General features: G+C 37.5%; 25 protein-coding genes and 1 tRNA gene. 17 read left to right on the top strand and 9 right to left on the bottom strand.

Annotated features, from left to right (window positions below; translation table 11 throughout):
* Nucleotides 1–146 precede the first annotated feature (146 nt).
* Both H6G44_RS16240 and H6G44_RS16235 read right to left on the bottom strand, forming a co-directional pair.
* On the bottom strand, nucleotides 147–1,451 hold the full coding sequence (locus H6G44_RS16240) for a glutamate-5-semialdehyde dehydrogenase (RefSeq protein WP_190387999.1): 1,305 nt from the start codon (nucleotides 1,449–1,451) through the stop codon (nucleotides 147–149).
* Nucleotides 1,452–1,596: 145 nt separating this feature from the next.
* Nucleotides 1,597–1,863, bottom strand: coding sequence for a hypothetical protein (locus tag H6G44_RS16235; RefSeq protein ID WP_190387998.1), 267 nt, complete (start codon nucleotides 1,861–1,863; stop codon nucleotides 1,597–1,599).
* Between the two features lie 666 nt (nucleotides 1,864–2,529).
* Here H6G44_RS16235 and gvpA (H6G44_RS16230) point away from each other — a divergent pair.
* From gvpA (H6G44_RS16230) to H6G44_RS16195, 8 genes are all read left to right on the top strand, one after another.
* On the top strand, nucleotides 2,530–2,745 hold the full coding sequence (gvpA, locus tag H6G44_RS16230; protein ID WP_190387978.1) for a gas vesicle structural protein GvpA: 216 nt from the start codon (nucleotides 2,530–2,532) through the stop codon (nucleotides 2,743–2,745).
* 101 nt (nucleotides 2,746–2,846) lie between these two features.
* Nucleotides 2,847–3,062: a gas vesicle structural protein GvpA gene (gvpA, locus tag H6G44_RS16225; RefSeq protein WP_190387978.1), complete on the top strand. Its 216-nt coding sequence runs from the start codon at nucleotides 2,847–2,849 to the stop codon at nucleotides 3,060–3,062.
* A 172-nt stretch (nucleotides 3,063–3,234) separates the two neighbouring features.
* The gene (gene gvpC, locus H6G44_RS16220; protein ID WP_190387979.1) at nucleotides 3,235–3,816 is read left to right on the top strand and encodes a gas vesicle protein GvpC; all 582 of its coding nucleotides are present in this window, start codon (nucleotides 3,235–3,237) and stop codon (nucleotides 3,814–3,816) included.
* Between the two features lie 293 nt (nucleotides 3,817–4,109).
* Entirely contained in the window at nucleotides 4,110–5,117 is a 1,008-nt protein-coding gene (gene gvpN / locus H6G44_RS16215; RefSeq protein WP_190387980.1) for a gas vesicle protein GvpN, read from the top strand.
* 383 nt (nucleotides 5,118–5,500) lie between these two features.
* Nucleotides 5,501–6,196 carry a gas vesicle protein gene (locus tag H6G44_RS20395; protein WP_313885310.1) on the top strand — a complete coding sequence of 232 codons (696 nt, stop codon included), beginning with the start codon at nucleotides 5,501–5,503 and terminating at the stop codon, nucleotides 6,194–6,196.
* Nucleotides 6,197–6,295: 99 nt separating this feature from the next.
* A complete protein-coding gene (locus H6G44_RS16205; protein ID WP_199291880.1) occupies nucleotides 6,296–6,763 on the top strand; it encodes a gas vesicle protein K in 468 nt (155 codons plus the stop codon).
* 46 nt (nucleotides 6,764–6,809) lie between these two features.
* Nucleotides 6,810–7,547: a gas vesicle protein GvpF gene (gene gvpF, locus H6G44_RS16200; RefSeq protein ID WP_190387982.1), complete on the top strand. Its 738-nt coding sequence runs from the start codon at nucleotides 6,810–6,812 to the stop codon at nucleotides 7,545–7,547.
* 11 nt (nucleotides 7,548–7,558) lie between these two features.
* Nucleotides 7,559–7,873: a gas vesicle protein GvpG gene (locus tag H6G44_RS16195; protein WP_190387983.1), complete on the top strand. Its 315-nt coding sequence runs from the start codon at nucleotides 7,559–7,561 to the stop codon at nucleotides 7,871–7,873.
* Nucleotides 7,874–8,183: 310 nt separating this feature from the next.
* Here the strand turns inward: H6G44_RS16195 and H6G44_RS16190 are convergent, their stop codons facing one another.
* Nucleotides 8,184–8,501 carry a gas vesicle protein gene (locus H6G44_RS16190; protein WP_190387984.1) on the bottom strand — a complete coding sequence of 106 codons (318 nt, stop codon included), beginning with the start codon at nucleotides 8,499–8,501 and terminating at the stop codon, nucleotides 8,184–8,186.
* A 150-nt stretch (nucleotides 8,502–8,651) separates the two neighbouring features.
* Here H6G44_RS16190 and H6G44_RS16185 point away from each other — a divergent pair, with 150 nt between their 5' ends.
* The 3 genes from H6G44_RS16185 to H6G44_RS16175 are packed head-to-tail and all read left to right on the top strand — an operon-like array spanning nucleotide 8,652 to nucleotide 13,162.
* A complete protein-coding gene (locus H6G44_RS16185) occupies nucleotides 8,652–9,332 on the top strand; it encodes a GvpL/GvpF family gas vesicle protein (protein WP_190387985.1) in 681 nt (226 codons plus the stop codon).
* Nucleotides 9,333–9,370: 38 nt separating this feature from the next.
* On the top strand, nucleotides 9,371–11,248 hold the full coding sequence (locus tag H6G44_RS16180) for an ArsA family ATPase (protein WP_190387986.1): 1,878 nt from the start codon (nucleotides 9,371–9,373) through the stop codon (nucleotides 11,246–11,248).
* A 57-nt stretch (nucleotides 11,249–11,305) separates the two neighbouring features.
* Nucleotides 11,306–13,162, top strand: a complete 1,857-nt coding sequence (locus tag H6G44_RS16175) for an AAA family ATPase (protein WP_190387987.1) — start codon at nucleotides 11,306–11,308, stop codon at nucleotides 13,160–13,162.
* A 183-nt stretch (nucleotides 13,163–13,345) separates the two neighbouring features.
* Here H6G44_RS16175 and H6G44_RS16170 read toward each other — a convergent pair whose 3' ends face one another.
* From H6G44_RS16170 to H6G44_RS16160, 3 genes are all read right to left on the bottom strand, one after another.
* Complete coding sequence (locus tag H6G44_RS16170) at nucleotides 13,346–13,681, bottom strand: ribbon-helix-helix domain-containing protein (RefSeq protein ID WP_190387988.1); 336 nt, start codon at nucleotides 13,679–13,681, stop codon at nucleotides 13,346–13,348.
* Between the two features lie 288 nt (nucleotides 13,682–13,969).
* A complete protein-coding gene (locus H6G44_RS16165; protein ID WP_190387989.1) occupies nucleotides 13,970–15,643 on the bottom strand; it encodes an ABC1 kinase family protein in 1,674 nt (557 codons plus the stop codon).
* 389 nt (nucleotides 15,644–16,032) lie between these two features.
* A tRNA-Glu gene (locus H6G44_RS16160) sits at nucleotides 16,033–16,105 on the bottom strand.
* A gap of 314 nt (nucleotides 16,106–16,419) precedes the next feature.
* On the opposite strand from H6G44_RS16160, the gene H6G44_RS16155 reads away from it, so the two are divergent.
* Nucleotides 16,420–18,306, top strand: a complete 1,887-nt coding sequence (locus H6G44_RS16155; RefSeq protein ID WP_190387990.1) for a cation:proton antiporter — start codon at nucleotides 16,420–16,422, stop codon at nucleotides 18,304–18,306.
* 16 nt (nucleotides 18,307–18,322) lie between these two features.
* On the opposite strand, the gene H6G44_RS16150 is transcribed toward H6G44_RS16155, so the two are convergent.
* The 3 genes from H6G44_RS16150 to H6G44_RS16140 form a co-directional block, all read right to left on the bottom strand.
* Nucleotides 18,323–19,453, bottom strand: a complete 1,131-nt coding sequence (locus H6G44_RS16150; protein WP_190387991.1) for an aldo/keto reductase — start codon at nucleotides 19,451–19,453, stop codon at nucleotides 18,323–18,325.
* Nucleotides 19,454–19,624: 171 nt separating this feature from the next.
* Complete coding sequence (locus H6G44_RS16145; RefSeq protein ID WP_190387992.1) at nucleotides 19,625–20,776, bottom strand: CBS domain-containing protein; 1,152 nt, start codon at nucleotides 20,774–20,776, stop codon at nucleotides 19,625–19,627.
* A 247-nt stretch (nucleotides 20,777–21,023) separates the two neighbouring features.
* A complete protein-coding gene (locus H6G44_RS16140; RefSeq protein ID WP_190387993.1) occupies nucleotides 21,024–21,371 on the bottom strand; it encodes a recombinase family protein in 348 nt (115 codons plus the stop codon).
* A gap of 154 nt (nucleotides 21,372–21,525) precedes the next feature.
* On the opposite strand from H6G44_RS16140, the gene trxA reads away from it, so the two are divergent.
* From trxA to H6G44_RS16115, 5 genes are all read left to right on the top strand, one after another.
* The gene (gene trxA, locus H6G44_RS16135) at nucleotides 21,526–21,885 is read left to right on the top strand and encodes a thioredoxin (RefSeq protein WP_190387994.1); all 360 of its coding nucleotides are present in this window, start codon (nucleotides 21,526–21,528) and stop codon (nucleotides 21,883–21,885) included.
* A 12-nt stretch (nucleotides 21,886–21,897) separates the two neighbouring features.
* Nucleotides 21,898–22,257 carry a hypothetical protein gene (locus H6G44_RS20675; protein ID WP_313885309.1) on the top strand — a complete coding sequence of 120 codons (360 nt, stop codon included), beginning with the start codon at nucleotides 21,898–21,900 and terminating at the stop codon, nucleotides 22,255–22,257.
* Complete coding sequence (locus H6G44_RS16125; RefSeq protein ID WP_190387995.1) at nucleotides 22,254–22,808, top strand: CBS domain-containing protein; 555 nt, start codon at nucleotides 22,254–22,256, stop codon at nucleotides 22,806–22,808. The genes H6G44_RS20675 and H6G44_RS16125 overlap by 4 nt, the downstream gene beginning before the upstream one ends.
* 313 nt (nucleotides 22,809–23,121) lie before the next feature.
* Nucleotides 23,122–23,523 carry a fasciclin domain-containing protein gene (locus H6G44_RS16120; protein ID WP_190387996.1) on the top strand — a complete coding sequence of 134 codons (402 nt, stop codon included), beginning with the start codon at nucleotides 23,122–23,124 and terminating at the stop codon, nucleotides 23,521–23,523.
* 223 nt (nucleotides 23,524–23,746) lie between these two features.
* On the top strand, nucleotides 23,747–24,076 hold the full coding sequence (locus H6G44_RS16115; protein ID WP_190387997.1) for a hypothetical protein: 330 nt from the start codon (nucleotides 23,747–23,749) through the stop codon (nucleotides 24,074–24,076).
* The last annotated feature ends 125 nt before the right edge of the window (nucleotides 24,077–24,201 follow it).

Here is a 24,201-nt window from a genome sequence, read left to right as displayed (position 1 = left end):
AAAGAGTTTACCTTATTCCCCCTCGGAGACTAATAACGAGATTATATTATCAAGTACAGATACTAATAATAAAACTCTTGTGGTGCGGGCATCTTGCCCGCATGAAATGTACCTCCCTCAAGCTCAACGTGCCCTATTATCAATCATTATAAATCCCGATGACTAAATGATTTTGCATTTACACCTGTGTAGGTTTTCACAATATGTCCATTACCAGACATTTGATATTTATATGTAATCAAACCTTCCAAACCAACAGGTCCACGCGGAGGCATTTGTTGGGTACTAATACCCACTTCTGCACCAAATCCATAACGGAAACCATCAGCAAACCGGGTAGAACAATTATGATAAACTCCCGCTGCATTTACTAAACTTTGGAAACTTTCCGCCGCTGTGATATCTTCAGTAATAATTGCTTCTGTATGTCGAGAACCATAATTTTCAATATGGCATATAGCTTCATTTAAAGAATCAACAATTTTAATCGCTAAAATCAAATCACTATATTCTGTTTGCCAGTCTATTTCCGTTGCTGGGACAATATTAGGTAAAATTTTTAAAGTACCTTCATCACCTCTTAATTCTACATTTTTTGCTTCTAAAGCTGCCGCAACTTGGGGCAAAAATTCGCCAGCAATACTACTATGAACTAGCAAAGTTTCAATAGCATTACAAGCAGCAGGATATTGAATTTTAGAATCTACAGTAATATTAATAGCCTTAGTAATATCTGCCCCTTGATCTACATAAAGATGACAAATACCATCAGCATGACCTAATACTGGAATGCGGGTATTATCTTGCACAAATTTCACGAAAGCATTAGAACCCCTGGGAATAATTAAATCTACATATTTATCTAATTGTAACAGTTCTAATATTTCTTCCCTAGTTGTTAACAATTGCACCGCATCAGGATTAACATCCGTATCAGATAATCCTTGCTTAATCGCTTTAACTATAGCCTCACAAGAACCTAAAGCCTCTTTACCACCTTTGAGAATTACACCATTACCAGATTTAATTGCTAAAGAAACAATTTGAATAGCCGCTTCAGGACGCGCTTCAAAGATAATTCCTAAAACCCCCAAAGGACAAGTAGTTCGTTTAAGAATTAAACCCGTATCAATTTCTCGATGAATTTGTACCTTACCAATAGGATCATCTAATTTACCAACATCTCGCACACCTGCGATCGCATCTCTTAATTTATATTCATCTAACTGCAACCTTTTATAAAGAGGTTCAGCGATTCCTGCCGCCGTTGCTGCTTGACAATCAGCCAGATTTGCTTGCAGAATATCACCCCTTGCCAATTCTAACGCCTGAGCGATCGCTTCAATCGCCTGATTTCTGGACTCCAAAGAAAGAACTGCCAGCTTGCTTGCAGCCTGACGGGTTTGTTTAGCAAAAGCAGTCAAAGGAGAAACAATTTTGAAATTACTCATGTATAGCAACAATCTATATATTGATTCCCATCCTATCAATTTTCCCAGGTGCATTTACCACTATTGTACTTTTAAGCAGATTTTCAGGAAAAAATAGCTGAAATAGCTAATTTTTCCCCCATCTTTTTATATTGAGTCTATGTGCTTAACCCTTTTGAACTCGACGTTCAAATTCTTCAGCAGTTTTTCCAACTACATCCAACGCCGAAGCATAGATATCATTATGCTCCTGTTTCAGCCAGCCTAATAGATTGGCCATCTGAGCATTCCGCAAATCTAAATCAGTCTGAAAAATAATTGAAGTCGCCATCGCTTCAGCATATTGACGTGGATGACCTTTTTTAACAAGAGCATCCACCAAGGTCGCTAAAGCTGCCTGGGAAATATTAGCAGGAGTCCCTTCTGTAGTCATAATTTTTGAGTTAAAAAAATAAAATCCATACACAATTTTAATTCATCTACAGGAATTTGATTGAAGTAGTCATAATCAACTAGTCTAGTTTTCGTTACATAACCATATTTTCTCTGTCTACATAATTATTTTTAGTATTTATACGCAACCATGTAACTTTTACTATGTCAAATAAGTTGCCGAAGTTCACGCAATTTCTGCTGGTTGAACAAAATAAACAAAATACGTAATATGCCTTCTAGACACTCAAATATATCTTTACAATGGTGAATTTTAGATTGATTTCACCACTTAAAATTTGCTGATAGATCATATTTTAGCATTAGCTTTATACAACTAAAACCCTTACACAGCAATAATTTAAGCAATAATAAATATTAATAATGTGTAATAGACAAGCCTTAATACTATAATTTTCTTCTTGACTAACTTTTTCAATAATCTTTAAGCAAATATAAAAATATTAACCATATCTGTCAAGTTTGACAGCCTGTCAATCATGTATATTTTGTATTTCAAATTCGTATCATTTTTGTCTACTCATAAAACTTCACATTTCTTGACCAATTTTTTCTTTACATCCTGAGGATTCGATGATAACTTGTTTAAAGGTTAAGCAAATTGCTTAATCAAAGGTAACAAAACTAACAACAGGGACTTAAGAAAATGGCAGTTGAAAAAACCAATTCTTCCTCCAGCTTGGCAGAAGTTATTGATAGAATCCTTGACAAAGGTATCGTTATTGACGCTTGGGTTCGTGTTTCCTTAGTTGGTGTTGAATTACTAGCTATCGAAGCTCGTATCGTTATCGCTTCTGTAGAAACCTACTTGAAGTATGCTGAAGCAGTTGGTTTAACCCAATCAGCAGCAGTACCTGCTTAATTAGCAATTTAATAAGTTAGAGAATAACCGCTACTCTATTTAGGTTAGTTATTCTCATCATTTCCCCAATTTCCGGCAATAAATAAAAAGGACTTAAGAAAATGGCAGTTGAAAAAACCAATTCTTCCTCCAGCTTGGCAGAAGTTATTGATAGAATCCTCGACAAAGGTATCGTTATTGACGCTTGGGTTCGTGTTTCCTTAGTTGGTGTTGAATTACTAGCTATCGAAGCTCGTATCGTTATCGCTTCTGTAGAAACCTACTTGAAGTATGCTGAAGCAGTTGGTTTAACCCAATCAGCAGCAGTACCTGCTTAATTAGCAAGTTCCAGAATATCAGGATTTATTAATCCTGATATTAGTTCTACTTTTTTTAAATCAACGTTTCTCAAAGTATATTACAAAAAAGTACGAATCCTTGAAATGTAGTACCTAGGGAAGCGATTTCTAGTAGGTCTGGGCTAATTTACTATTTTTTTTGGAGAACTTCATGATTTCTTTAATGGCAAAAATCCGGCAAGAGCATCAGTCAATAGCTGAGAAAGTGGCTGAACTATCTCTTGGTACTCAAGAATTCTTGTCCGTCACAACAGCGAAAAGACAAGAGCAAGCTGAAAAACAAGCTCAAGAACTGCAAACGTTCCACAAAAATCTTCAAGAAACAAGCAAAGAGTCTTTATCAGAGACAACCCAAGCAAGAATTGCTCAAGCTGAAAAACAAGCTCAAGAATTGTTAGCCTTCTATAAGGATCTTCGGGAAACAAGTCAACAGTTTTTATCAGAAACAGCCCAAGCAAGAATGGCTCAAGCTGAAAAACAAGCTCAAGAACTGTTAGCATTCCACAAGAATCTTCAAGAAACAAGCCAAGAGTTTTTATCAGAAACAGCCCAAGCAAGAATGGCTCAAGCTGAAAAACAAGCTCAAGAATTGTTAGCCTTCTATAAGGATCTTCAAGAAAAAACTGAGCAGTTCTTGTCAGAAACAAACAAAGCAAGAGTTGCTCAAGCTCTGGAACAGAAAGAGTCTCTCCTTAAATTCCGTCAGGATTTGTTTGTGAGTATCTTTGGTTAATAAATGCTCTTAGTTCCTGTATTCCAGTTGGACAATAGGTACACATAGCAAAACCCCCTGATATTCCAGTTACACAACTGGTAAGACAAGGGGGTAGTTAATAAAATTCAACAACAATCAGTCTTGGCGTGAAGTTTTCGTTGTCTATATTTATACTCTGTATTTATTAACATAGAAAATCAGCCTAGCATTAATGCTAATACTCTTGTTAAACTAGACTTTGTGCTTTGTTTACAAATGCAAGTTTAGCAGTATCGGCACAAACATAAACTTTTTTTTACTATCTTCAACTTATGACTGCTACCAAGGTTAATCACAAAAGAGCCGTTCTTCGTCTTCGTCCAGGTCAATTTGTAGTTACACCTGCTATTGAGCGAGTGGCAATTAGGGCACTACGTTATCTCAAATCAGGGTTTCCTATTCACTTACGCGGACCTGCAGGTACAGGGAAAACAACCTTAGCCATGCACTTGGCTAATTGCCTGGACAGACCAGTTATGATGCTGTTTGGAGACGACCAATTTAAGAGTTCAGATTTGATTGGTAGTGAATCTGGTTACACCCACAAGAAGGTACTAGATAACTATATCCATAGTGTTGTTAAACTTGAGGATGAGTTTAAGCAAAATTGGGTTGATTCCCGATTAACCTTAGCTTGTCGTGAAGGTTTCACCTTAGTTTATGATGAATTTAACCGTTCACGTCCTGAAGTTAATAACGTCTTGCTGTCAGCATTAGAAGAAAAAATTCTCAGTCTTCCTCCTAGCAGCAATCAGCCAGAATACTTAAGTGTTAATCCTCAATTTCGGGTGATTTTTACATCAAATCCAGAAGAGTATGCGGGAGTTCACTCAACCCAAGACGCTTTGATGGATAGATTGGTGACTATTAGTATGCCAGAACCAGATGAGATCACTCAAACAGAGATATTAATTCAGAAAACAAATATAGACCGAGAATCGGCTAACTTCATAGTACGGTTAGTTAAATCATTTCGTCTGGCGACTGGAGCGGAGAAAACTTCTGGCTTACGGTCTTGTCTAATGATTGCTAAGGTCTGTGCGGATAATAATATTCCGGTGACAACAGAAAGTTTAGATTTTCCAGATATTGCTATAGATATTCTGTTCAACCGCTCTCATCTATCTATAAGCGAATCAACGAACATTTTCTTGGAGTTACTGGATAAATTCTCAGCTGAAGAACTTGAGATATTAAATAATAGAGTCACGGGAGACAATGTTTTTTTGACTGACAATTCCCAATTTACATCCCAACAATTGGCTGATCAAGCGAATTAGGTTATAAAGTATAAGTCTCTCACTTACCCGACGGGGGGGTGATGAGATCAATCTAGGTAAGTGACCACTAGAGCAACTAGCAAAGTTGATCATTGCTCAATCAGAAATGTTAGTCGCTGGGGAATGAACACTTTAATTTGCCAGTTTTTCTACTCAATAATTTGATATAATATTGAGCAGATGGGTCAATACCTTCGCCAAGACCCTGAAACCCTATGATGTCGTAATGATTTGATTGGGTTTCAGAACTGTGTTTGGGAAATTGACACAAGTATTGATGGGTATCACCCAATAATAACTAGTGGTTTATTTTCTTTAGAGCAGTGATATTTGGTTTGTAAAATCAGGTATGATCCCTATAACATTCAAGAGTTGAATTGCTTGTGACTTCTACCCCAATGCTGCCAACGCGTCCTAATACTAACTCAAGTCGAGCTATTAACACATCTACCCAAGGTTCGACTTTAGCGGACATTCTCGAAAGGGTTTTAGATAAGGGCATTGTGATTGCTGGTGATATTTCTATATCTATAGCTTCCACAGAACTTATACATATTCGGATTCGCTTGTTGATTTCCTCCGTGGACAAAGCCAAGGAAATGGGCATCAATTGGTGGGAAAGCGATCCCTATCTGAGCACTAAGGCTCAACGGTTGGTTGAAGAAAATCAACAGCTTCAGCATCGTCTAGAGAGCCTAGAGGCAAAGCTAAATTTACTGACTTCTTCTAGTGTGGAGGAGAATATCCCCTTATCAGCAGATATTGGGGATGATTTGCGTCAAACGGCTGAAGAAATTCCATCGCCAGATACACCGATTGAAGTTCTGGATTTTCGGTCTGAAAACGGTGGAGAAACTTCACCATATCTAAACACAACAATGGAAATTCTGGATTTTCAGTCTGAAACCGTTGAAGAAGGTTCATCACCCTTAGATTCAACAATGGAGGTTCTTGATTTTCAGTCTGAAACCGTTGAAGAAATTTCATCACCTGTAGATTCAACAGTGGAAATTCTGGATTTTCAGTCTGAAACCATTGAAGAAGGTTCATCACCCGTAGATCCAGCAATTGATGTCTAATCTAAACTATGATCTACATTCAATAGAAACTGAAAGTCTGGAAAATTTAATAGTCAAATTTGATCAGAGACATTTAAAACTTGAGGTTGCATCATGAACATGGTTTGCACTCCTGCTGAAAACTTAAATAATTCACTAACTATTCCTGCTAAAGCCAAGAATGAGGCGGGTTTAGCTCCTTTACTTTTGACTGTATTGGAATTGGTGCGCCAGTTGATGGAAGCTCAAGTAATTCGGCGCATGGAAGAGGATTTACTGAGTGAACCTGACTTAGAGCGGGCTGCAGATAGTCTGCAAAAATTAGAAGAACAAATTTTACATTTATGTAAGACGTTTGACGTTGACCCCGCAGATTTAAATATAAATTTGGGAGATGTTGGGACCCTTTTGCCATCTTCCGGTTCTTATTATCCAGGTCAACCCAGTAGTCGTCCTTCGGTACTAGAGCTATTAGATCGACTTTTAAACACGGGAATTGTTGTAGATGGTGAGATAGATTTGGGTATCGCTCAAATCGATCTTATTCACGCTAAATTACGGTTGGTTTTGACTTCAAAACCAATTTAATACTAATTTATCAATCATAAATTTAGATTTGATCTTTTTACAGCTTATGATTACTGGTCTTTATTTGTACGGTATTTTCCCAGACAAGATTCCTGAAACTCTTGTTCTTGAAGGATTGGACAAACAACCTGTTCATAGTGAAGTAGTTGATGGGTTTTGTTTTTTATATTCAGAGGCTCTTCAAGAAAAATATTTGGCCTCTCGTCGTAATTTGTTAGCTCATGAAAGAGTTTTAGAACAAACAATGCACGAGGGTTATCGTGTTCTTCTCCCCCTGCGGTTTGGATTAGTGGTTAAAGATTGGGAAACCATCATGAGTCAACTGATTAATCCCCATAAGGATCAATTAAATCAATTGTTTCAAAAATTGGCAGGGAAAAGAGAGGTTAGCATTAAAGTTTTTTGGGATGCTAAAGCGGAATTACAAAACATGATGGAGTCTCATCAGGAGTTGAAGCAGCAGCGCGACAACATGGAAGGTAAAAAGTTGAGTATGGAGGAAGTGATTCAAATTGGACAATTAATTGAAAGTAATTTATTAGCCCGCAAACAAGCTGTAATTCAAGCTTTCTCTAGTGAACTAGACCCTTTGGCTCAAGAGATTGTAGTCAATGATACTATGACAGAGGAAATGATTTACAATGCAGCCTTTTTGATTCCTTGGGAAAGTGAATCTGAATTTGGTGAGCGTGTCGAAATGATTGATCAGAAATTTGGTGATCGCTTACGTATTCGCTACAACAATTTTACTGCTCCCTATACATTTGCTCTGCTTGATTCATAGGAGTTATGACGATGTTGACGAAACTGTTACTACTACCAATCATGGGCCCACTGAATGGAGTTGTCTGGATTGCGGAAAAAATCCAAGAGCGGACTAATACTGAGTTTGATGCTCAGGAAAATTTGCATAAACAATTATTAAGCTTGCAACTTTCCTTTGATATTGGCGAAATTGGTGAGGAGGAATTCGAGATTCAAGAAGAAGAGATTCTTTTAAAAATTCAAGCTCTAGAAGAGGAAGCACGCTTAGAACTAGAAGCTGAACAAGAGGAAGCACGCTTAGAATTAGAAGCTGAACAAGATCAAGATCTTGTTTCGCTACCTTAGTATAAATAGGGGTAAGTAAACTACCTTTTTTTACATTTAAAACTCTTGAGAAACGGTAATGATAAATGATCCCATAGGAATCCTATTTGATTATTGAAAAGTTAAGAAACTCCTAGCCTTTCTTGAGCAGGGTTGTAATCTAAGTGTATTGCAGCAGCTTTAGTAAAACCCTTTAAGTACAAGGTTTTGTGGTTTGTACCTAATTTACCTGCAATGGGGTAAAGTTGAAACTGACTATAGAAAACCCGCTTTCGCGGGTTAATTTAGAAGATGTGTTCATACTTTACCGCATTTATCAAGACGTTGGCTTCTAATATTCAACCTCAAAAGTTTGGTAATTATTCGACTCAACAAAAATACTTGAACGGGCTATATTTTGAGAAGTATTGGAGTGAGGTTGACGGAATTTATGAATAGTTTTTTCTGTCGCTTCTATTTGTTCATTGAGGATATCTAAGCGTTGTTGAAGTAAACCCATTTTCTCTTTTATGGAAGACATATCTCGCTGAATACGTTGTTTCTCTGTCACCATTTTATAAAGATCCAACTGACTTGACGCATCAGACTTAGGACGAGGCATTGTGCTAATTTTAGCTACACTAATACTGCGATTAATAACTGTTTTCATGAAAGATACCTGAAAATATTTTTATCATTATAACCAAGTTTTTGTGATTGTAAATCCCCAAATTATCTGGAAAAAAATTTAGCTCTGATTTTAATGAATATGAACTTTAAATACTTCGTAACAGCAAATATTTTTATCTAGGTGAAATATATGGAATTAGAAAATCTCTACACTTATGCTTTTTTAGAAATACCTAGCTCTCCCTTGATTTTGCCACAGGGTGCTGCTAATCAAGTAGTGCTAATTAATGGTAATGAACTTGCGGCTATTGTCGAGCCGGGGATATTGTTAGAATCATTCCAAAATAATGATGAAAAAATTATCAAAATGGCTTTAGCTCATGATCGAGTGATTTGTGAACTTTTTAAGCAAATTACGGTTTTACCATTACGTTTTGGAACTTATTTTACTTCCGTAAATAATCTGCTAAATCATCTAAAATCCCATAAACAAGAGTACCAAGAAAAGCTAGAAAAGATTAATGGTAAAAACGAATTTACTTTAAAATTGATCCCACGGATCATAGAAGAAGTACCATCTGAGGGGGGAGGTAAGGATTATTTCCTAGCTAAAAAGCAACGCTATCAAAACCAAAATAACTTCCTTATAGCTCAAGCAAAAGAAAAACAATATCTTATTGATTTAATCACCAAAGTTAATCAATTACCCGTTGTGATTCAAGAACAAGAGGAGGAAGTGCGAATTTATCTTTTGGTTAGTGGTCAAGATAAAAACTTGCTTTTAGAACAATTTTTAAATTGGCAAAAAGCTTGTCCACGGTGGGATTTAATTTTGGGAGATAGTCTTCCTCCTTACCACTTTATTGAATGATTATCTATTAGTCTTTTAGTGAATTTTTTAACTTTATTATGAACCATTACGACTCACTTAATTTAGTTATGTTTAGCGGCAAGGGTGGAGTTGGTAAAACTACCACTTCTTGCAGTTTTGCTCGTCATTGGGCAAAACAGTTCCCTGAAGAAACAATTTTGTTGCTGTCTACAGATCCGGCACATTCCTTAGGAGATGTATTACTGACAGAAGTGAAAGATTATGCTTCACCATTACCAGATTTGCCTAATTTAAGTGTTCAGGCTTTAGATGCTGAAAAACTACTCTTAGAATTTAAGTCCAAATATAGCCAATTTTTAGAACTACTGGTTGAGCGAGGAAGTTTAGCTGACGGACAAGATTTAGCGCCAGTTTGGGATTTGAACTGGCCTGGTTTAAATGAATTAATGGGGTTACTAGAAATCCAACGTCTACTGTTTGAAAAAAAAGTAGATCGCATAGTGGTTGATATGGCTCCTTCTGGTCATGCTTTAAACCTGTTGCGATTGGAAGATTTTTTAGATGTGATTTTAAATTCATTAGAGTTATTTGAAAAAAAGCATCAGGTAATTACAGAAACTTTGACAAGACAAAGTTATGTTCTTGATGAAGTTGATGACTTTTTAGCTGACCTGAAATTTCAATTAGCAGAAGGTAGACGACTACTACAAGATGATAAATTTACAGCTTGTATAGTTGTCGCTATTTCTGAACCTATGTGTTTTGCCGAAACTGAGCGATTTATCGAAAGTTTAGAAACCTTAAAAGTTCCCTATGGAGGAATAGTAATAAATCGAATTTTGGCACATTCAAATGTAGAACCAGACCGCTATGCAGAACAGCAAAACTTTATCAATAAATTCTTAAAAATTTCCCAAAATAAACCCGTTCTCATAGTCCCACAACAGCAATTCGCGCCATTAGGTGGAGTTGCATTAGACAATCTAGCAGCACAAATTCAATCTATTGATCATGTGGAACTCGCTGCTGCACCACTAATTCAATGGCCGACTAAGATTCCACCTAGCTTTACTGACTTTGTAGCGGAAGGTTGTCAACTAATTGTTGTTGGTGGCAAAGGAGGAGTTGGTAAAACCACAGTATCAGCGTCCATGGCCTGGGCTTTTGCTAATCGTTATCCTGATAAAAATATTCGCGTAATTTCTATAGATCCTGCTCATTCCTTGGGAGATGCTTTTGGTGAAAAATTAGGACATGAACCGAAATTATTAGCTCCTAATTTAACTGGACAAGAAATTGATGCTGAGAAAATATTAGATCAATTTCGTGCCGATTACCTATGGGAATTAGCGGATATGATTAGTGGTGAAGGGACAGAAACAGATACAACTATAAATATTGCTTATCTTCCAGAGGCTTGGCGGCAAATTATGTCTCAAGCTTTACCAGGTATTGATGAGATGCTATCCCTAATCACGATTATGGATTTATTAGACAGCAGCCAACAAGATTTGATTATTCTAGATACAGCGCCCACAGGCCATCTTCTGCAATTTTTGGAAATGCCAACTGCATTAGGAGATTGGTTATCTTGGATCTTTAAATTGTGGATGAAATATCAGAATGTCTTGGGTCGAGTTGATTTTATTGGACGGTTGCGAAGTCTGCGCCAACAAGTGGTCAAAGCTCAGAAGAAATTAAAAAACCCAAAGCATACGCAATTTGTGGGTGTAATTCAGGCTGAATCAGCAATTATAGCTGAACACATTCGTTTAACAGAATCTCTAAAAACTATAGGAATTCAACAGCGTTATGTGGTGCAAAATCGCTACACTGAAGATGTAGAGATTGAGAGTAGCTTGTTTTCACAGCAAACAATTATTCGCTTACCTAACTTACCTAGATCTGTCGAACCCATTGCCAGAATTAAAGTTGCTGCGGATCTTTTGTTTTAAGTGGATAATGTAGCCAAGAAACAATGGTTTTTTAGAGTCAATTTTTGGAGGAATCTGATGAGTGAAAATTTATTCAAGGGATTTGAGCAGTTAGTGGAACTGGTGAAAGCTCTGGAAGAAAAAGCAGAAAACGGAGAAATCAAGACCAATGTCCAGTTTAACTCCCGACCCCTAAGCAGTATTCCCAGAACAGGAAATATGCCCCGTACTAGTAATATGGGGGGTAACATGGGCAGTATGGGTAATGATGTGGGTACAAGTCGGATGAATACTCAAGCTCCCCCAGCAGCAGGTGCAGGTCCCTCAGATCCAGTTGTTCCCCCCGATCCTACTTCAGGTATTGCTCTTAAAGATATCGGTGGACTGAGCGAAATTGTCAAAGAACTCAAAGAACTGGTTGCTATTCCTTTAAAACGCCCTGACCTACTAGCTAAATTAGGACTAGAACCCACCCACGGCGTATTATTAGTTGGTCCTCCAGGAACGGGCAAAACCCTCACCGCCCGCGCTCTAGCAGAGGAACTGGGCGTTAACTACATTGCTATTGTTGGGCCTGAAGTCATCAGTAAATATTACGGTGAAGCGGAACAAAGATTGCGCGGTATCTTTGAAAAAGCCGCTAAAAATGCTCCTTGTATTATTTTTATTGACGAAATTGATAGCCTCGCCCCAGACCGCAGCGCCGTAGAAGGGGAAGTTGAAAAGCGTCTGGTTGCCCAATTATTAGGCTTAATGGATGGTTTTTCCCATAGCCCAGGGGTGATTGTTCTCGCGGCTACCAACCGCCCTGACCACCTTGACCCTGCCCTACGAAGACCAGGACGATTTGACCGGGAAGTTCAGTTTCGCATTCCTGATATCAACGGCCGCAAAGAAATTCTGCAAATTCTCACCCGTTCTATGCCCTTGGATAACACCGTTGACCTCGATTTTATCGCCGAGCGGGCGGTGGGATTTGTGGGGGCTGATTTGAAGGCCGTTTGTCAAAAGGCGGCTTATAGCGCCCTCCGTCGTCAAGTTCCTTCAATAGAGGTGCAAGCTCCAGAAAACATGACGGTTACTCAAACTGATTTTTTACAGGGACTAAAGGAAATCAAACCGGCTGTACTTCGCAGTGTGGAAGTTGAAGTTCCCCAAGTTGCTTGGGATGATATTGGTGGTTTAGAGAATATTAAGCAAACTCTGCGAGAATCTGTAGAAGGGGCTCTACTTTATCCAGAACTTTATCTACAAACTAAGGCTATAGCTCCTAAGGGGATTTTGTTATGGGGTCCACCGGGAACTGGTAAAACTTTATTAGCCAAGGCTGTAGCTTCCCAGGCCAGAGCTAATTTTATTGGTGTCAATGGACCGGAATTACTGACCCGTTGGGTGGGCGCTAGTGAACAAGCAGTGCGGGAATTATTTGCTAAGGCTCGACAAGCAGAACCCTGTGTCATATTCATTGATGAAATTGATACCTTAGCTCCCGCAAGGGGAACTTACAGCGGTGATTCTGGTGTAAGTAACCGGGTAGTAGGGCAATTATTAACTGAGTTGGATGGTGTAGAGGTCGGTGCAAGTATTCTGGTTATTGGGGCGACAAACCGTCCTGATGCTCTTGACCCAGCGTTATTACGGGCGGGTAGGTTGGATTTACAACTTAAGGTAGATTTGCCTGATTTGGCCAGTCGTTTAGATATTTTGCGGGTCTACACTGAGGGACGACCATTATTAGATGTGAATTTAACATATTGGTCTGAAGTCACAGAAGGTTGGAATGGCGCTGATTTAGTATTGCTCTGCAATCAAGCTGCTGTAGAAGCTATTCGCCGTTTCCGAGCGCAAGGACAGACAGATCCTGCTGATATCAGAATTACTAATAATGATTTTGAATATTCTCATCAGGTTTTAGTCAGTCAACGTCATGCTTAATTAGATTCTCTATCTTACCCCTGGCTATAAGGAATTTGGCCGGGGGTCGGAATGCAAAATATATGGAGTAATTTCAACGTTACTCGGCCTTGCTGTTAAATTATTATGGGGTTAGGTATTTATCTTGCAGTTAAATACGGTTAACCCCATTATACTAAGTTATTTTGAGATTATAAACGGCGACTAATTGTCCAAACTCTGAAGACTTAGAGGAATTATATCACCATTCCTCGTCAATCCTAATAACATTGGCTGTCGTGATTCAATTAATTTACCTGTGAGGGCACAACGCTCCTCTTGTTCAGCTATGGCATTAATACTAGCGCGAATATCAGATTTAGAAAATCGGGGTTTCCACGCACCTGATTTCTGTTGGATATAATTCCAGAGGATATCCCGAATTAGAGATTGATATCCCTGATTTCCAGCGATATCTTTGAGTTTCTCCTTGAGTTCCCGTTCTAGACGAATACTAGTAACTTCCATATCAGTTGTTGGGGTGCGTGTGATGGTCTGCATGGTTTTTCTCCTTATGGGTATAGCTAGGATAGTAATACAAGTGTAGTATGTTTAAAGAAATGTTCAATAGGTAAATTTTTCTGTGAAATCCATTTATCCCATGTCTACTTGTTCATAAGCTACCAAATGCCTCAGCAATTAGGAATTTGCTACTGTGGACATGGAGTATTTATTTATAGTTAAAAATAGCTAATCCCAAAAATAAATGAACCTTGGAATCAAAGGAGAGCAAAAAATAATCTGTAGCTTGTGGTGTTGCAGAGTGACAGAAGAGAGATAAATCCTTAATTACTTTTTACCCATTTTTTCTATTTTCTCTATAACGGCTAATTTCATGAGGGATTTAACTAATAAATACAAACAAAAACTACATACACAAAAAATTGCGATCGCCCAATTATGATAATTAGCAATCATCAGAATTAATCCCGTCAACACACTAAATCCTGTTAAAAAAGCATAAATTAAGGTTTTTATCGCTAAATAAATTTGTCTTAATACGCGCTCGCTTTCAATATTTTTAACTCTTAATTGTATCTCTCCCCTTTCAACTCTTTCTACTAAATTCTTCACCAAAACTTCGGTTTTATTTGGTTTTGTCAGTTGATATTGGATAAAATCCCTAGCTTGATGACTTAATTGAGCAATAGTATTACCTTTACCCTTTGCTACTGCTAAACTTTTAACAAATGCTTGGGCTGATGCTGTAGGATTATAATTAGGATCTAAAGTCCTAGCAATACCATCTAATGTGGTTAAAGCTTTTAAAATAAATGTCATTTGAGCAGGTAAACGAAATGGTTGCTGTTCAAACATTTCATAAAGTTCGCTTTTTACTTCAGTTAATGCTTTAATATCTAAAGGTTTATTAGTGAATTTATCTAATAAAAATGTGATTAATCTTCTCACTGGAGTCATATCCGGGATAGGTTCAAGTAATCCCATACTCATGAGAGTATTTACTACCTCATCACTATCCTTTTTTAACACAGCAAAAAAAGTTTTAATCATCTGCTCTTTATCCAAGGTTCTGATTTCTGCCATCATCCCAAAATCGTAGAATATAATACTACCATCTGCATTGACTGCCATATTCCCTGGATGGGGATCAACTTGAAAAAATCCATCTTGTAATAGTTGTTTTAAATAACAACAAATACCCGTTTCATTTACCTTATTAATATTAATTCCACAGGCTTCTAAAGCAGCTTTATCATTAATTTTAATTCCCGGTCTATATTCTAAAGTTAATATCTTAGTTGTGGTATATTGCCAATATACTTTAGGGACAATAATTCGCGGATATCCATGAAAATTCTCCCTAAATTTATCAGAATTTTTGCCCTCTTGAATATAATCAATTTCTTGAAACAACAAATTAAAAAATTCATCATAAATTAATTCTAAATTATACTTTCTCAGTCCAACAAAATATTTATTACAAAACTTAATTAACTGCAATAATATCTTAAAATCTAAATTAAATAAAGCCTCTAAACCCGGACGTTGTACTTTAACAACCACTTCTTCACTAGTGTATAATGTAGCTTTATGAACTTGACCTAAACTAGCAGCAGCTAAAGGATTAAATTCAAATTTTTTATAGATAAATTGTACAGGTTTACCTAATTCCAATTCAATCATATTAATTGCTTCTTGACTATTAAAAGCCGGAACTTGATCCTGTAAAGTTCCCAAAGCCTCTATATATTCTAAAGGTAATAAATCCGCACGGGTTGACAAAGTTTGACCAATTTTAATAAAAGTCGGACCTAAATCAATTAAAATATTAACAAACCAAGTAGCGCGGTTTTTCTGATGTTCTAAAGAATCTCGATGAAAAATACTATCCCACCAAAGACATAACATAAATCTACCCGCAGCTATGAAAATGTCTATTTTTCGAGATAAAGCTGAATATTTAGGTTTTTGCCACCGAAATTTTTTAGATTTTGCTATCATATAACATAAATAAAATTTAAGTTTTGTATAATTAATTGTTTTCTAATAATTGTGCTTAAATTATCAGAACTTCTGTGAGTTTCTTTTGCTGTGGTTCTATTTTCTGTACCATTTTCCCCCTTTTGTGGAGGTATTTGCTTTAATATATTAACGCGCTTGTGTTCCATATCACTTAACTTATCAGATTTTGAGGGCAATTTTCGGCTATTTCCTTTCTACCCCTCAAATGATGACACTGAAAATATCAATTGGTAAAGATTTGCAAATCATTCCCTTAGCAATACGTTAGCAACCCGTAGAAGCAATAGTCTTACAAAACTAAATTCCCTAGATGTTCCAAAAATTAAAGGGATAGAAAAAGATTTTCGCTTTTCCTATCCCTTTTATAATACCCCCAAGGGAATTCGAATCCCTGTTACCTCCGTGAAAGGGAGGTGTCCTAGGCCTCTAGACGATGGGGGCTTGTTTCTCTTCACTTTTAACAATATAGCGGATTGTTTTGAGAATGTCAACAGGTTTGGGGAAATTTTTTTTTGCAGCAGTCGAAAGAGGTAGAAAGTCTGCTGCGGGGGCATATTTCGGGCTTTTGCCAAGAAAAATAAATTATTTGGGGATTTTTGATTTCTACTAGAGGGCGTTCATACTTGGCACCAGATTCCTTTGACACCATCAGAGGCTTTAGCCCCTGGGCTTTACGCTTACCGGGTATTCCTGTAAACTTAATATTTATGATTCTTTAGAAAGGATTTTGAAATTAATGGCTCAAAATCTACAATATGGAAGCATCTTTTGAAATCACCCTCCAGATGGTGATCACTGTTTTCGCAGGCATTAGCTCCCAGGTAATGGCTGCATATTTCAAATTGCCCAGCATCGTCTTACTGCTCCTATTAGGCATTCTTTTAGGTAAAGACGGACTGGGACTATTACAACCGCATTTGCTAGGCACAGGATTAGAAGTCATTGTTTCCCTGGCAACGGCAATCATTTTGTTTGAAGGTGGACTCAAGTTAGATCGACAGGAGTTGGGCAAAGTTTCCCTCAGTCTCCAGCTACTAGTTACCCTGGGGACACTAATCACCCTGCTGGGGGGCAGTCTCGCTGCTCACTGGTTAGGTGAATTTCCTTGGAATATAGCCTTGCTTTATGCGTCTATTGTTGTTGTTACCGGACCCACTGTAATTGGTCCATTAATTCAACAAATTAATGTAGATAGACAGGTAGCAACGTTGTTAGAAGGCGAAGGGATTTTAATAGATCCAGTGGGAGCTATTCTGGCTTACGTTGTCCTGGATACAATTTTAAACGGTGATACGGACCCGGTTAATGCTATTGTTGGTCTAATGTTACGTTTCGCTGTGGGTGCGGGCATAGGTGGCATTGGTGGGTATTTAATGAGTTGGATGTTCAAACGCGCCAATTTCATCTCCTTTGAACTGAAAAATCTGGTTGTACTGGCAGTGTTATGGGCATTATTTACCCTAGCGCAAATGATCCGCAGTGAATCGGGAATTATGACCACGGTAGTAGCTGGAGCGGTATTTGCCAATTCTTCAGTTCCAGAAGAACGTTTATTGCGAAGCTTTAAAAATCAACTCACAATTCTCAGCGTTTCTGTTTTATTCATCCTTTTAGCGGCTGATTTATCTATTGCCAGTGTGTTGGCTTTAGGTTGGGGGAGTTTATTAACTGTTTTGGTTTTAATGTTTGTGGTTCGGCCCATTAACATTATTTTGTGTACTTGGAATAGTGATCTAAATTGGCGACAGAAATTGTTTTTAAGTTGGGTTGCACCTAGAGGTATAGTCTCGGCCTCTATGGCTTCTTTATTTGCGATTTTATTGACGCAGCGGGGCATTAATGGTGGTGACTCAATTAAAGCCTTAGTCTTTTTGACAATTATCATGACGGTTTTTTGTCAAGGGTTAACCGCTGGGTGGCTAGTTAAATGGTTACGAATTACCTCTAAAGACGCAACTGGGGCGGTAATTGTTGGTTGTAATCCCTTGGGTTTATTAATTGCCCGCTTTTTTCAAGAAAGGGGCGAAAGTGTGGTGATGATTGACACTGACCCGGCAAATATCGCTCAAGCTGAAGCCCAGAATCTGCGGGTGATTATTAGTAGTGCTTTGGATCAAGAAATATTGGAGGAAGCTGGGATTGGTTCTATGGGGACTTTTTTAGCTATTACAAGTAATGGTGAGGTGAATTTTGTCTTAGCACAACGGGCTGCTGAGGAATTTAATCCCCCCTGTGTTTTATCTGTATTCCCTCGTCATCCTCAAGGTTCTCCTTTTGTTAATAGTAAAGTTGAACAAGCTTTTGTTTCTGATTTATCGGTAAAAACTTGGAATGAATATTTGGTGAATGGACAGGTGAAGTTAGGAACAACTACACTAAATGCCACAGAATTTGATTCTCAACAAGAACATATACAAGAAAAAATTCGAGACGGGATTTTAGTGCCACTATTATTGGAACGAGAAGACCGTCTACAGGTAATTTCAGCAAGTCAGGAGTGGGCTGCAGGCGATCGCATTATCTATCTATTATATGATGCCCGTCCTAATCTTTTAAAACTTCTCTCTGGTGCAAGTCAATCCACACCCCTAACTCTGGAAACATTGGCAGAAGTTGAAGAGGTCAGAGTTAAAGAATTTTAGATTTTAGATTTTGGATTTATCCCCACAATCTTCTTCCTGCTTTCCCTTGTAATTGCTCATGAGTATCTTTTAATAAAGCGGGAATATCTAAATTTTCTGGACATTTGGGCAAACAATCACCACATTCTGTACAACGGTTGGCTTTCATACCTGGAAACCAATGACCGGCATTTTCAAACATTCCATAACGATATTCTCCATAATCTGTCATATTGTAAGCTACGGCTAAATTTCGTAATCTTAAAACTTCGGGAATATGAATATTTTCCGGGCAAGGTAAACAAGCATAACATTGACTACATTTATCAGTTAACAAAAGATTATTTTGCTGATTTTCTAATTTTTCAAAAATAGCAATTTCGGCTTCTGTTAATTCGTTTTCATGTTCAAAAAGTTCTGGAGATATTACTAACTCTTCCGGTTTTCCAGGTCCTATACTCAAGGTGGTAATGCGGTTGTCACTGAGCAGAAACCGATAATTTAAATCTAATGGTGTGAATGGATAACATAGTTCTTTTAAGGTTTCGGGAGGATTATATAATTTTCCCCCTTTATCAGCAGGAGAAATAATAAAAATACCCATATCTTTCTCTGTTGCTAACTGAATTATGGGGGCATTATGTTGGAAAAAATAGTAATAATGGAGATTAATAAATTCAAAAAATTCTGTATTTATAGCTGCTAAAATTATATCTAATGAAGCGTGGGTAGAAAAACCAATATGTCGCACTCTTCCATCATTTACAGCTTCCTGTATAGCTTGCATACAACCGTTTTTGGCTTGTATCCATTCTAAATGTTGCCAAGTATTTAATCCATGAATTCCTAAACAATCTAAATAATCTAAATTTAACCGATTTAAAGATTCATCAATATACCTACCCATGGTGTCAGCGTCAGGTGTGGGGGGAATTTTGGTAGTAATATAAAGTTGATGACGAGGTACAGATAAACCAGTTTTGATGGCTTTTCCTAGATATATTTCGCTGTCACCATAACCCCTAGCAGTTTCTAAATGATTAATTCCTAAAGATAAAGCTTTTTCAATCGTCTTTTGGACATTTTCGCTATTAGTTAAATAGCGCATTGTTCCTAGAGAAAAAATAGAAAGATATAAATTAGTTTTACCAAAACGACGATATTGCATATATTTTCCTTCTATTACTTTCCTATTATTTCCCGTTTATATAGATGTAATTTGTCATTTATATTGTTTCCCATTCTAATGATATACAATCACTGTTTCCTAAAACTAAAAAACTTTGTACCTCACAAGCATGAGAATCGCTATATTAAAAATTCATGATCTGAGAATTTTTCAGCTATAAAGACAATGACGGATTTTCTGGATCTCCGTTGTCGCTAAACCTAAATACATTTGCTGTAATTCTTTGGATAAATCAGGATTTTTGATCAAATGTTCTATCCGGCTTTCAACGGTAGTAATCAAGTTATCTAAATTTTCATCAGCAACTATACCTTCTAATTCTTGGGATTTATTTTGATCCTGTAAATATTTAGCTTTCTCGGTTTCCAATTGAGCTACAGTTAATTGTAACGTTTCCATGACTCTATACATCTCCAATGGGTCAAATATCCGCAATAAACTGGTTTGAGTCACAATAGCCAACTTTGACCCCCAATCCCAGGATACAACCAATCGCCGCACTCGTCGCCTTTGCATTTCTTGATGAGCAAAACATAAGGAGTCGTCTGGACTCAGCAAAGACAAGGGTGTACTCATCACTGTTTTTGCTTGAATTTCCGATAAATTTAAGCCCAATGCTTGAAATTGTACTATGTCTCTTTCTGTAACAATTCCTACTGGTTTACAAGCGGATTCAGCATCATTCCCAGAACCACTTTTCGTTATCACCACGCAACTAACTTGATATTGTGCCATCATCTGCGCCAAGCTGAGTACGGAGGCTGTGGGTGCTGCATGAATTACCTGGTTTGTCATGACTTCTGATACCCGCCGCATTTTCAGTAAGTTGGTAGGGCGCAAAACTTGTCTAATACTCTCCGGGGAGATAATTCCTACTACTTCTTTCTCTTCATTGACTATTACCAAGTGACGAATCCGATATCGTCTAAATAAAAACAGTGCCGCAAAAATATCCCGAAATGAAGTTTCCACTAAGGTTATTACTGGATGTATCATGACATCAGCTATTTTCACTCCAGTAAAATCTCTACCCATTGCTGTAAGTTTAACAACATCTCTTTCAGTGAAAATGCCCAGTAATCTGTTTTCTTCTATAACTAAAATACAACTTGACCGCGTACCTTGCATGGAACTAAAACCCATTTCTGAATCAAAATCAGGTAAGAAACAACTATTACCTCGCGTCTGATTCATTAAATTGACAACATCAATTAGGGAAGTATTCGGTGTAACAACCAGCGGACGCTTATCTATCGCATCTTCTAAGCAAGGAACGCCAATGAGTGGGTCATCAATTTCCATATTTGACAATAGCCGATGAAGTTAATTTATAAAGTTTTGTAAAGTTTTTTGTCATATACATATTATTTTCTATAAATTTCAGGTACAATACGAGGGATGTAAAGGATGAAAGGGGGGAAACAGTTTCTATATAAAGGATTGAATCATCAAAAGGTAAATATGGGCTAAAATTCGGGGTTATCTATCGCAGTAGGGGTAAAAAAGACATTTTTACTTTGTGGTTCTAAATCAGAGCCAAATGTGTACATCAATCTTCATCCATACCGGAAATTCTTTGTATTTTACCATAGAGCCTGTCTAAAACCCTTTTAACTGATACAGGTTGCCACTGACTGCCTCGCTTGGTTGTATATCCTTGCTGGTTCAGCCACGCAGCAATTTGTGGAAGTGATTTTCCTGACTTGTGGTGACGGCGAATTAATTCAATAATCTGTTGTTCAGATGGATTCTCCACCAGTTCACCACCAACTGACTGTTGACCAAAAGCAGGTGAACCATAGCCGGCATAGCCGCCACTGGCAGCTTTCGCTTTTCTGGCTTGGTCTAGCTTTTCCCACAGGTAAGAGTAAGAGTCTTTTGATTTTCCAGTTGCCATAGTTTTCAGAATTCAATTACCTCTATGAACATGATATCTCAAATATCGCTCGTTACTAGTTAAGTATTAACTAATGGACATTCTTCCCCATACTTGAAAAATTCCCATTTCCCACCCAAATAATCACCAATTTAAATTTTTACCGGAGAAACCTATGGCTACTTCTGAAAGTCCGAATGAAACCCTTGTTCCATATATCAAAAAATCAGAATTTGAATCATTTTTAGAGGCAAAAGAATTATTTGTTATGGACTGTACGGCGAGTTGGTGCGGACCTTGTAGAATGGTTGCTCCTTTAATGGATAAACTGGCCGAAGAATACAAGAATCAGGTAAAAGTAGTCAAATTAGATGTTGGTGACGGCGAAAATCAAAGCGTTGCCAAAGAGTACGGTATTCGCAGTATTCCCGCAGTTATGTTTTTCAAGAATGGTGAATTATCAGAAACAGTTGTCGGGGTAGCTGCTTATGATAAATTCACCACAGCTTTAGACAAAATACTTTCACCTTCTTGAGGGGGTTTCTCCATGCAGAGAGCGTATATATTTCCATGTCCTAATTGCGGTAGTGAAGCAAAACGTCAGTTTTTAACTGATGGAAAACTAGCTCACAAGCATTCTTTGATGAATCAAATTATCCGTACAGAGTGTCCAGTTTGTGACTACCTGATGGTAATACGCTCTCTGGATGGTAGTGTAATTGAAGCTTACGCACCAGGAATACCAAGTAATTTTAAACCGTTAACTACATCTAATGTATCTCTAGAGATGTGTGAGCAGGAAATATTGACAGTCAGTGAGTCTATTTTATTCTGCTCTATATTTAGACATTTCCCAAGTCAATCTCCCACAGATTCATACTCATTACTTTCAGGATTTTCACCATGATGAAAGCAGAAGACATAATGACCACAGAAGTGATTACAATTCGTGGTTCAGCAACCGTAGCCGAAGCCGTAGATTTAATGAAATCTAAGGGTTTACGTTCTTTAATTGTCGAACCTCGTACAGAAAATGATCCCTATGGCATGATTACCGAAACTGATATTGTTTATAAAATTGCAGCCTATGGTAAAGACTCTAAACAAGTGCGAGTTTATGAAATTATGACCAAACCTTGTATTGTCGTCAACCCTGAGCTTGGTGTGGAGTATGTAGCCCGCTTATTTGCCAATACAGGCATCCGTCGTGCCCCTGTAATTAAAGGTAAGCTATTAGGAATCATCTCAATTACGGATATCCTCAGAAAAAGTGATTTGTTCGAAAATCCCAAACGCATCTTTATCGAGGACGAAATAGAAGTTGCACGAGAAGAAGCGAGAACAATTTGTGCAACTAAGGGCGATTCTTCTCGTGAATGTGCAGCAGCTTGGGATATTGTAGAAGAACTTTTGTCAGTAGCATCTGACCAACGATTAGTAAAGGAAAATGTTGTCTAATCAATAGATTTGCCTGGGCTGATTTTCCCAACATCCTCCATAGGGGTAAAGGTTTTTTCTTTGCTTTATCCCCTTAAATAACAACTATAGGAATGGTTTATTTGTCTGTTTTTTCCCAGAGAATAAGCAAAGCTTGAGTCTAACTTCTATCTAATGCGCCGATTTCCAAGATTACATCAGTGCGTTTATCCATTGTATGTATAAAAAAATATTCAGAAAATCATCAAAATATATTTTATCAGAATTGTAATTTATAAAACTTAAACATGATTTACTATTTTTTAGAACCTTTGGTAGATACGAGGTAAAGTCAATGGCTGATATTGTTGATATTGCAGTTAGTAATGATGCCTTCAAAACATTAGTTGCAGCAGTCCAAGCTGCTGGGTTAGTGGAAACATTGAAAAGTCCTGGTCCATTCACTGTGTTTGCACCAACTGATGACGCTTTTGCTAAGTTACCCCCAGGCACAATTACAACTTTATTACAAAACATTCCCCAGTTAGCACGAATTTTAACCTATCACGTCGTAGCTGGCAAGTTAACAAAAGATGATTTAGCGAAACTAGGTACAGTCACTTCTGTGGAAGGTTCTCCTATTAAAGTTAATTGTGATCATGGTTTTGAGGTAAAAAATGCCACAGTTTTGGCAGCGGATATTGATGCTGATAATGGCATGATTCACGTTATTGATACTGTGATTTTGATGGGTTAATCTGCAAAAATTCAGGAGTCAGGAGTCAGAATGCTTGTTAAATCATGATTTGATAATTCTCCTCCACTCCTGACTACTTAAAAATTTAGAAGAAGAGGGCTAATTCTTTAAAAAATGTAACATAAATGGTGTATTGACTCATTTGTGAGGTACTATAACTTTAGTAATGTATTATTTATAATAGAAATTAATAATAAGAACCTACAATTATCCCCAAAAATTAATGTTAGATTTCCACACCTTAACCGAATTTTCTCGAAACAACTGTATAGGCATTTGTGCCTTTCTTGTTCCAGCTAATATCTTGACCACTTTATTAACAATTATCCTCGCATTTCTAAATCGTCCCATGAGTCAGGTATGGATATCGATAGGATTGGCCTGTACATTTGCTAGTATCATGATGCTGCACGTTTATACTTGGTTTATGATTGGTGTAGTTATGCCGCCAACTTATATTTTATTATCCCTCGCTGTCACCTGTTTATTGACTAATCTTTTGGTAATTATCTGGCGAAGAAATTCTCTACAATTGTTTTCTTTTGGTAAATAATGGCAACACATATTGACATACTCACCTGCCTGAAGGCGAGGTGATTCTTGACGCTTCACAGACTGATGCTACCGAGGTAGTCTTACTCTGTCTCTGCGCCCGTTTAGAGTCGTGGCAATACCCTA

Source organism: Aphanizomenon flos-aquae FACHB-1287, from assembly GCF_014698755.1.
In the GTDB taxonomy this organism is placed as follows: domain Bacteria; phylum Cyanobacteriota; class Cyanobacteriia; order Cyanobacteriales; family Nostocaceae; genus Dolichospermum; species Dolichospermum flosaquae.
The sequence above is the reverse complement of the archived record's forward strand: the minus strand, read 5'-3'. Positions and strand labels throughout refer to the sequence as shown.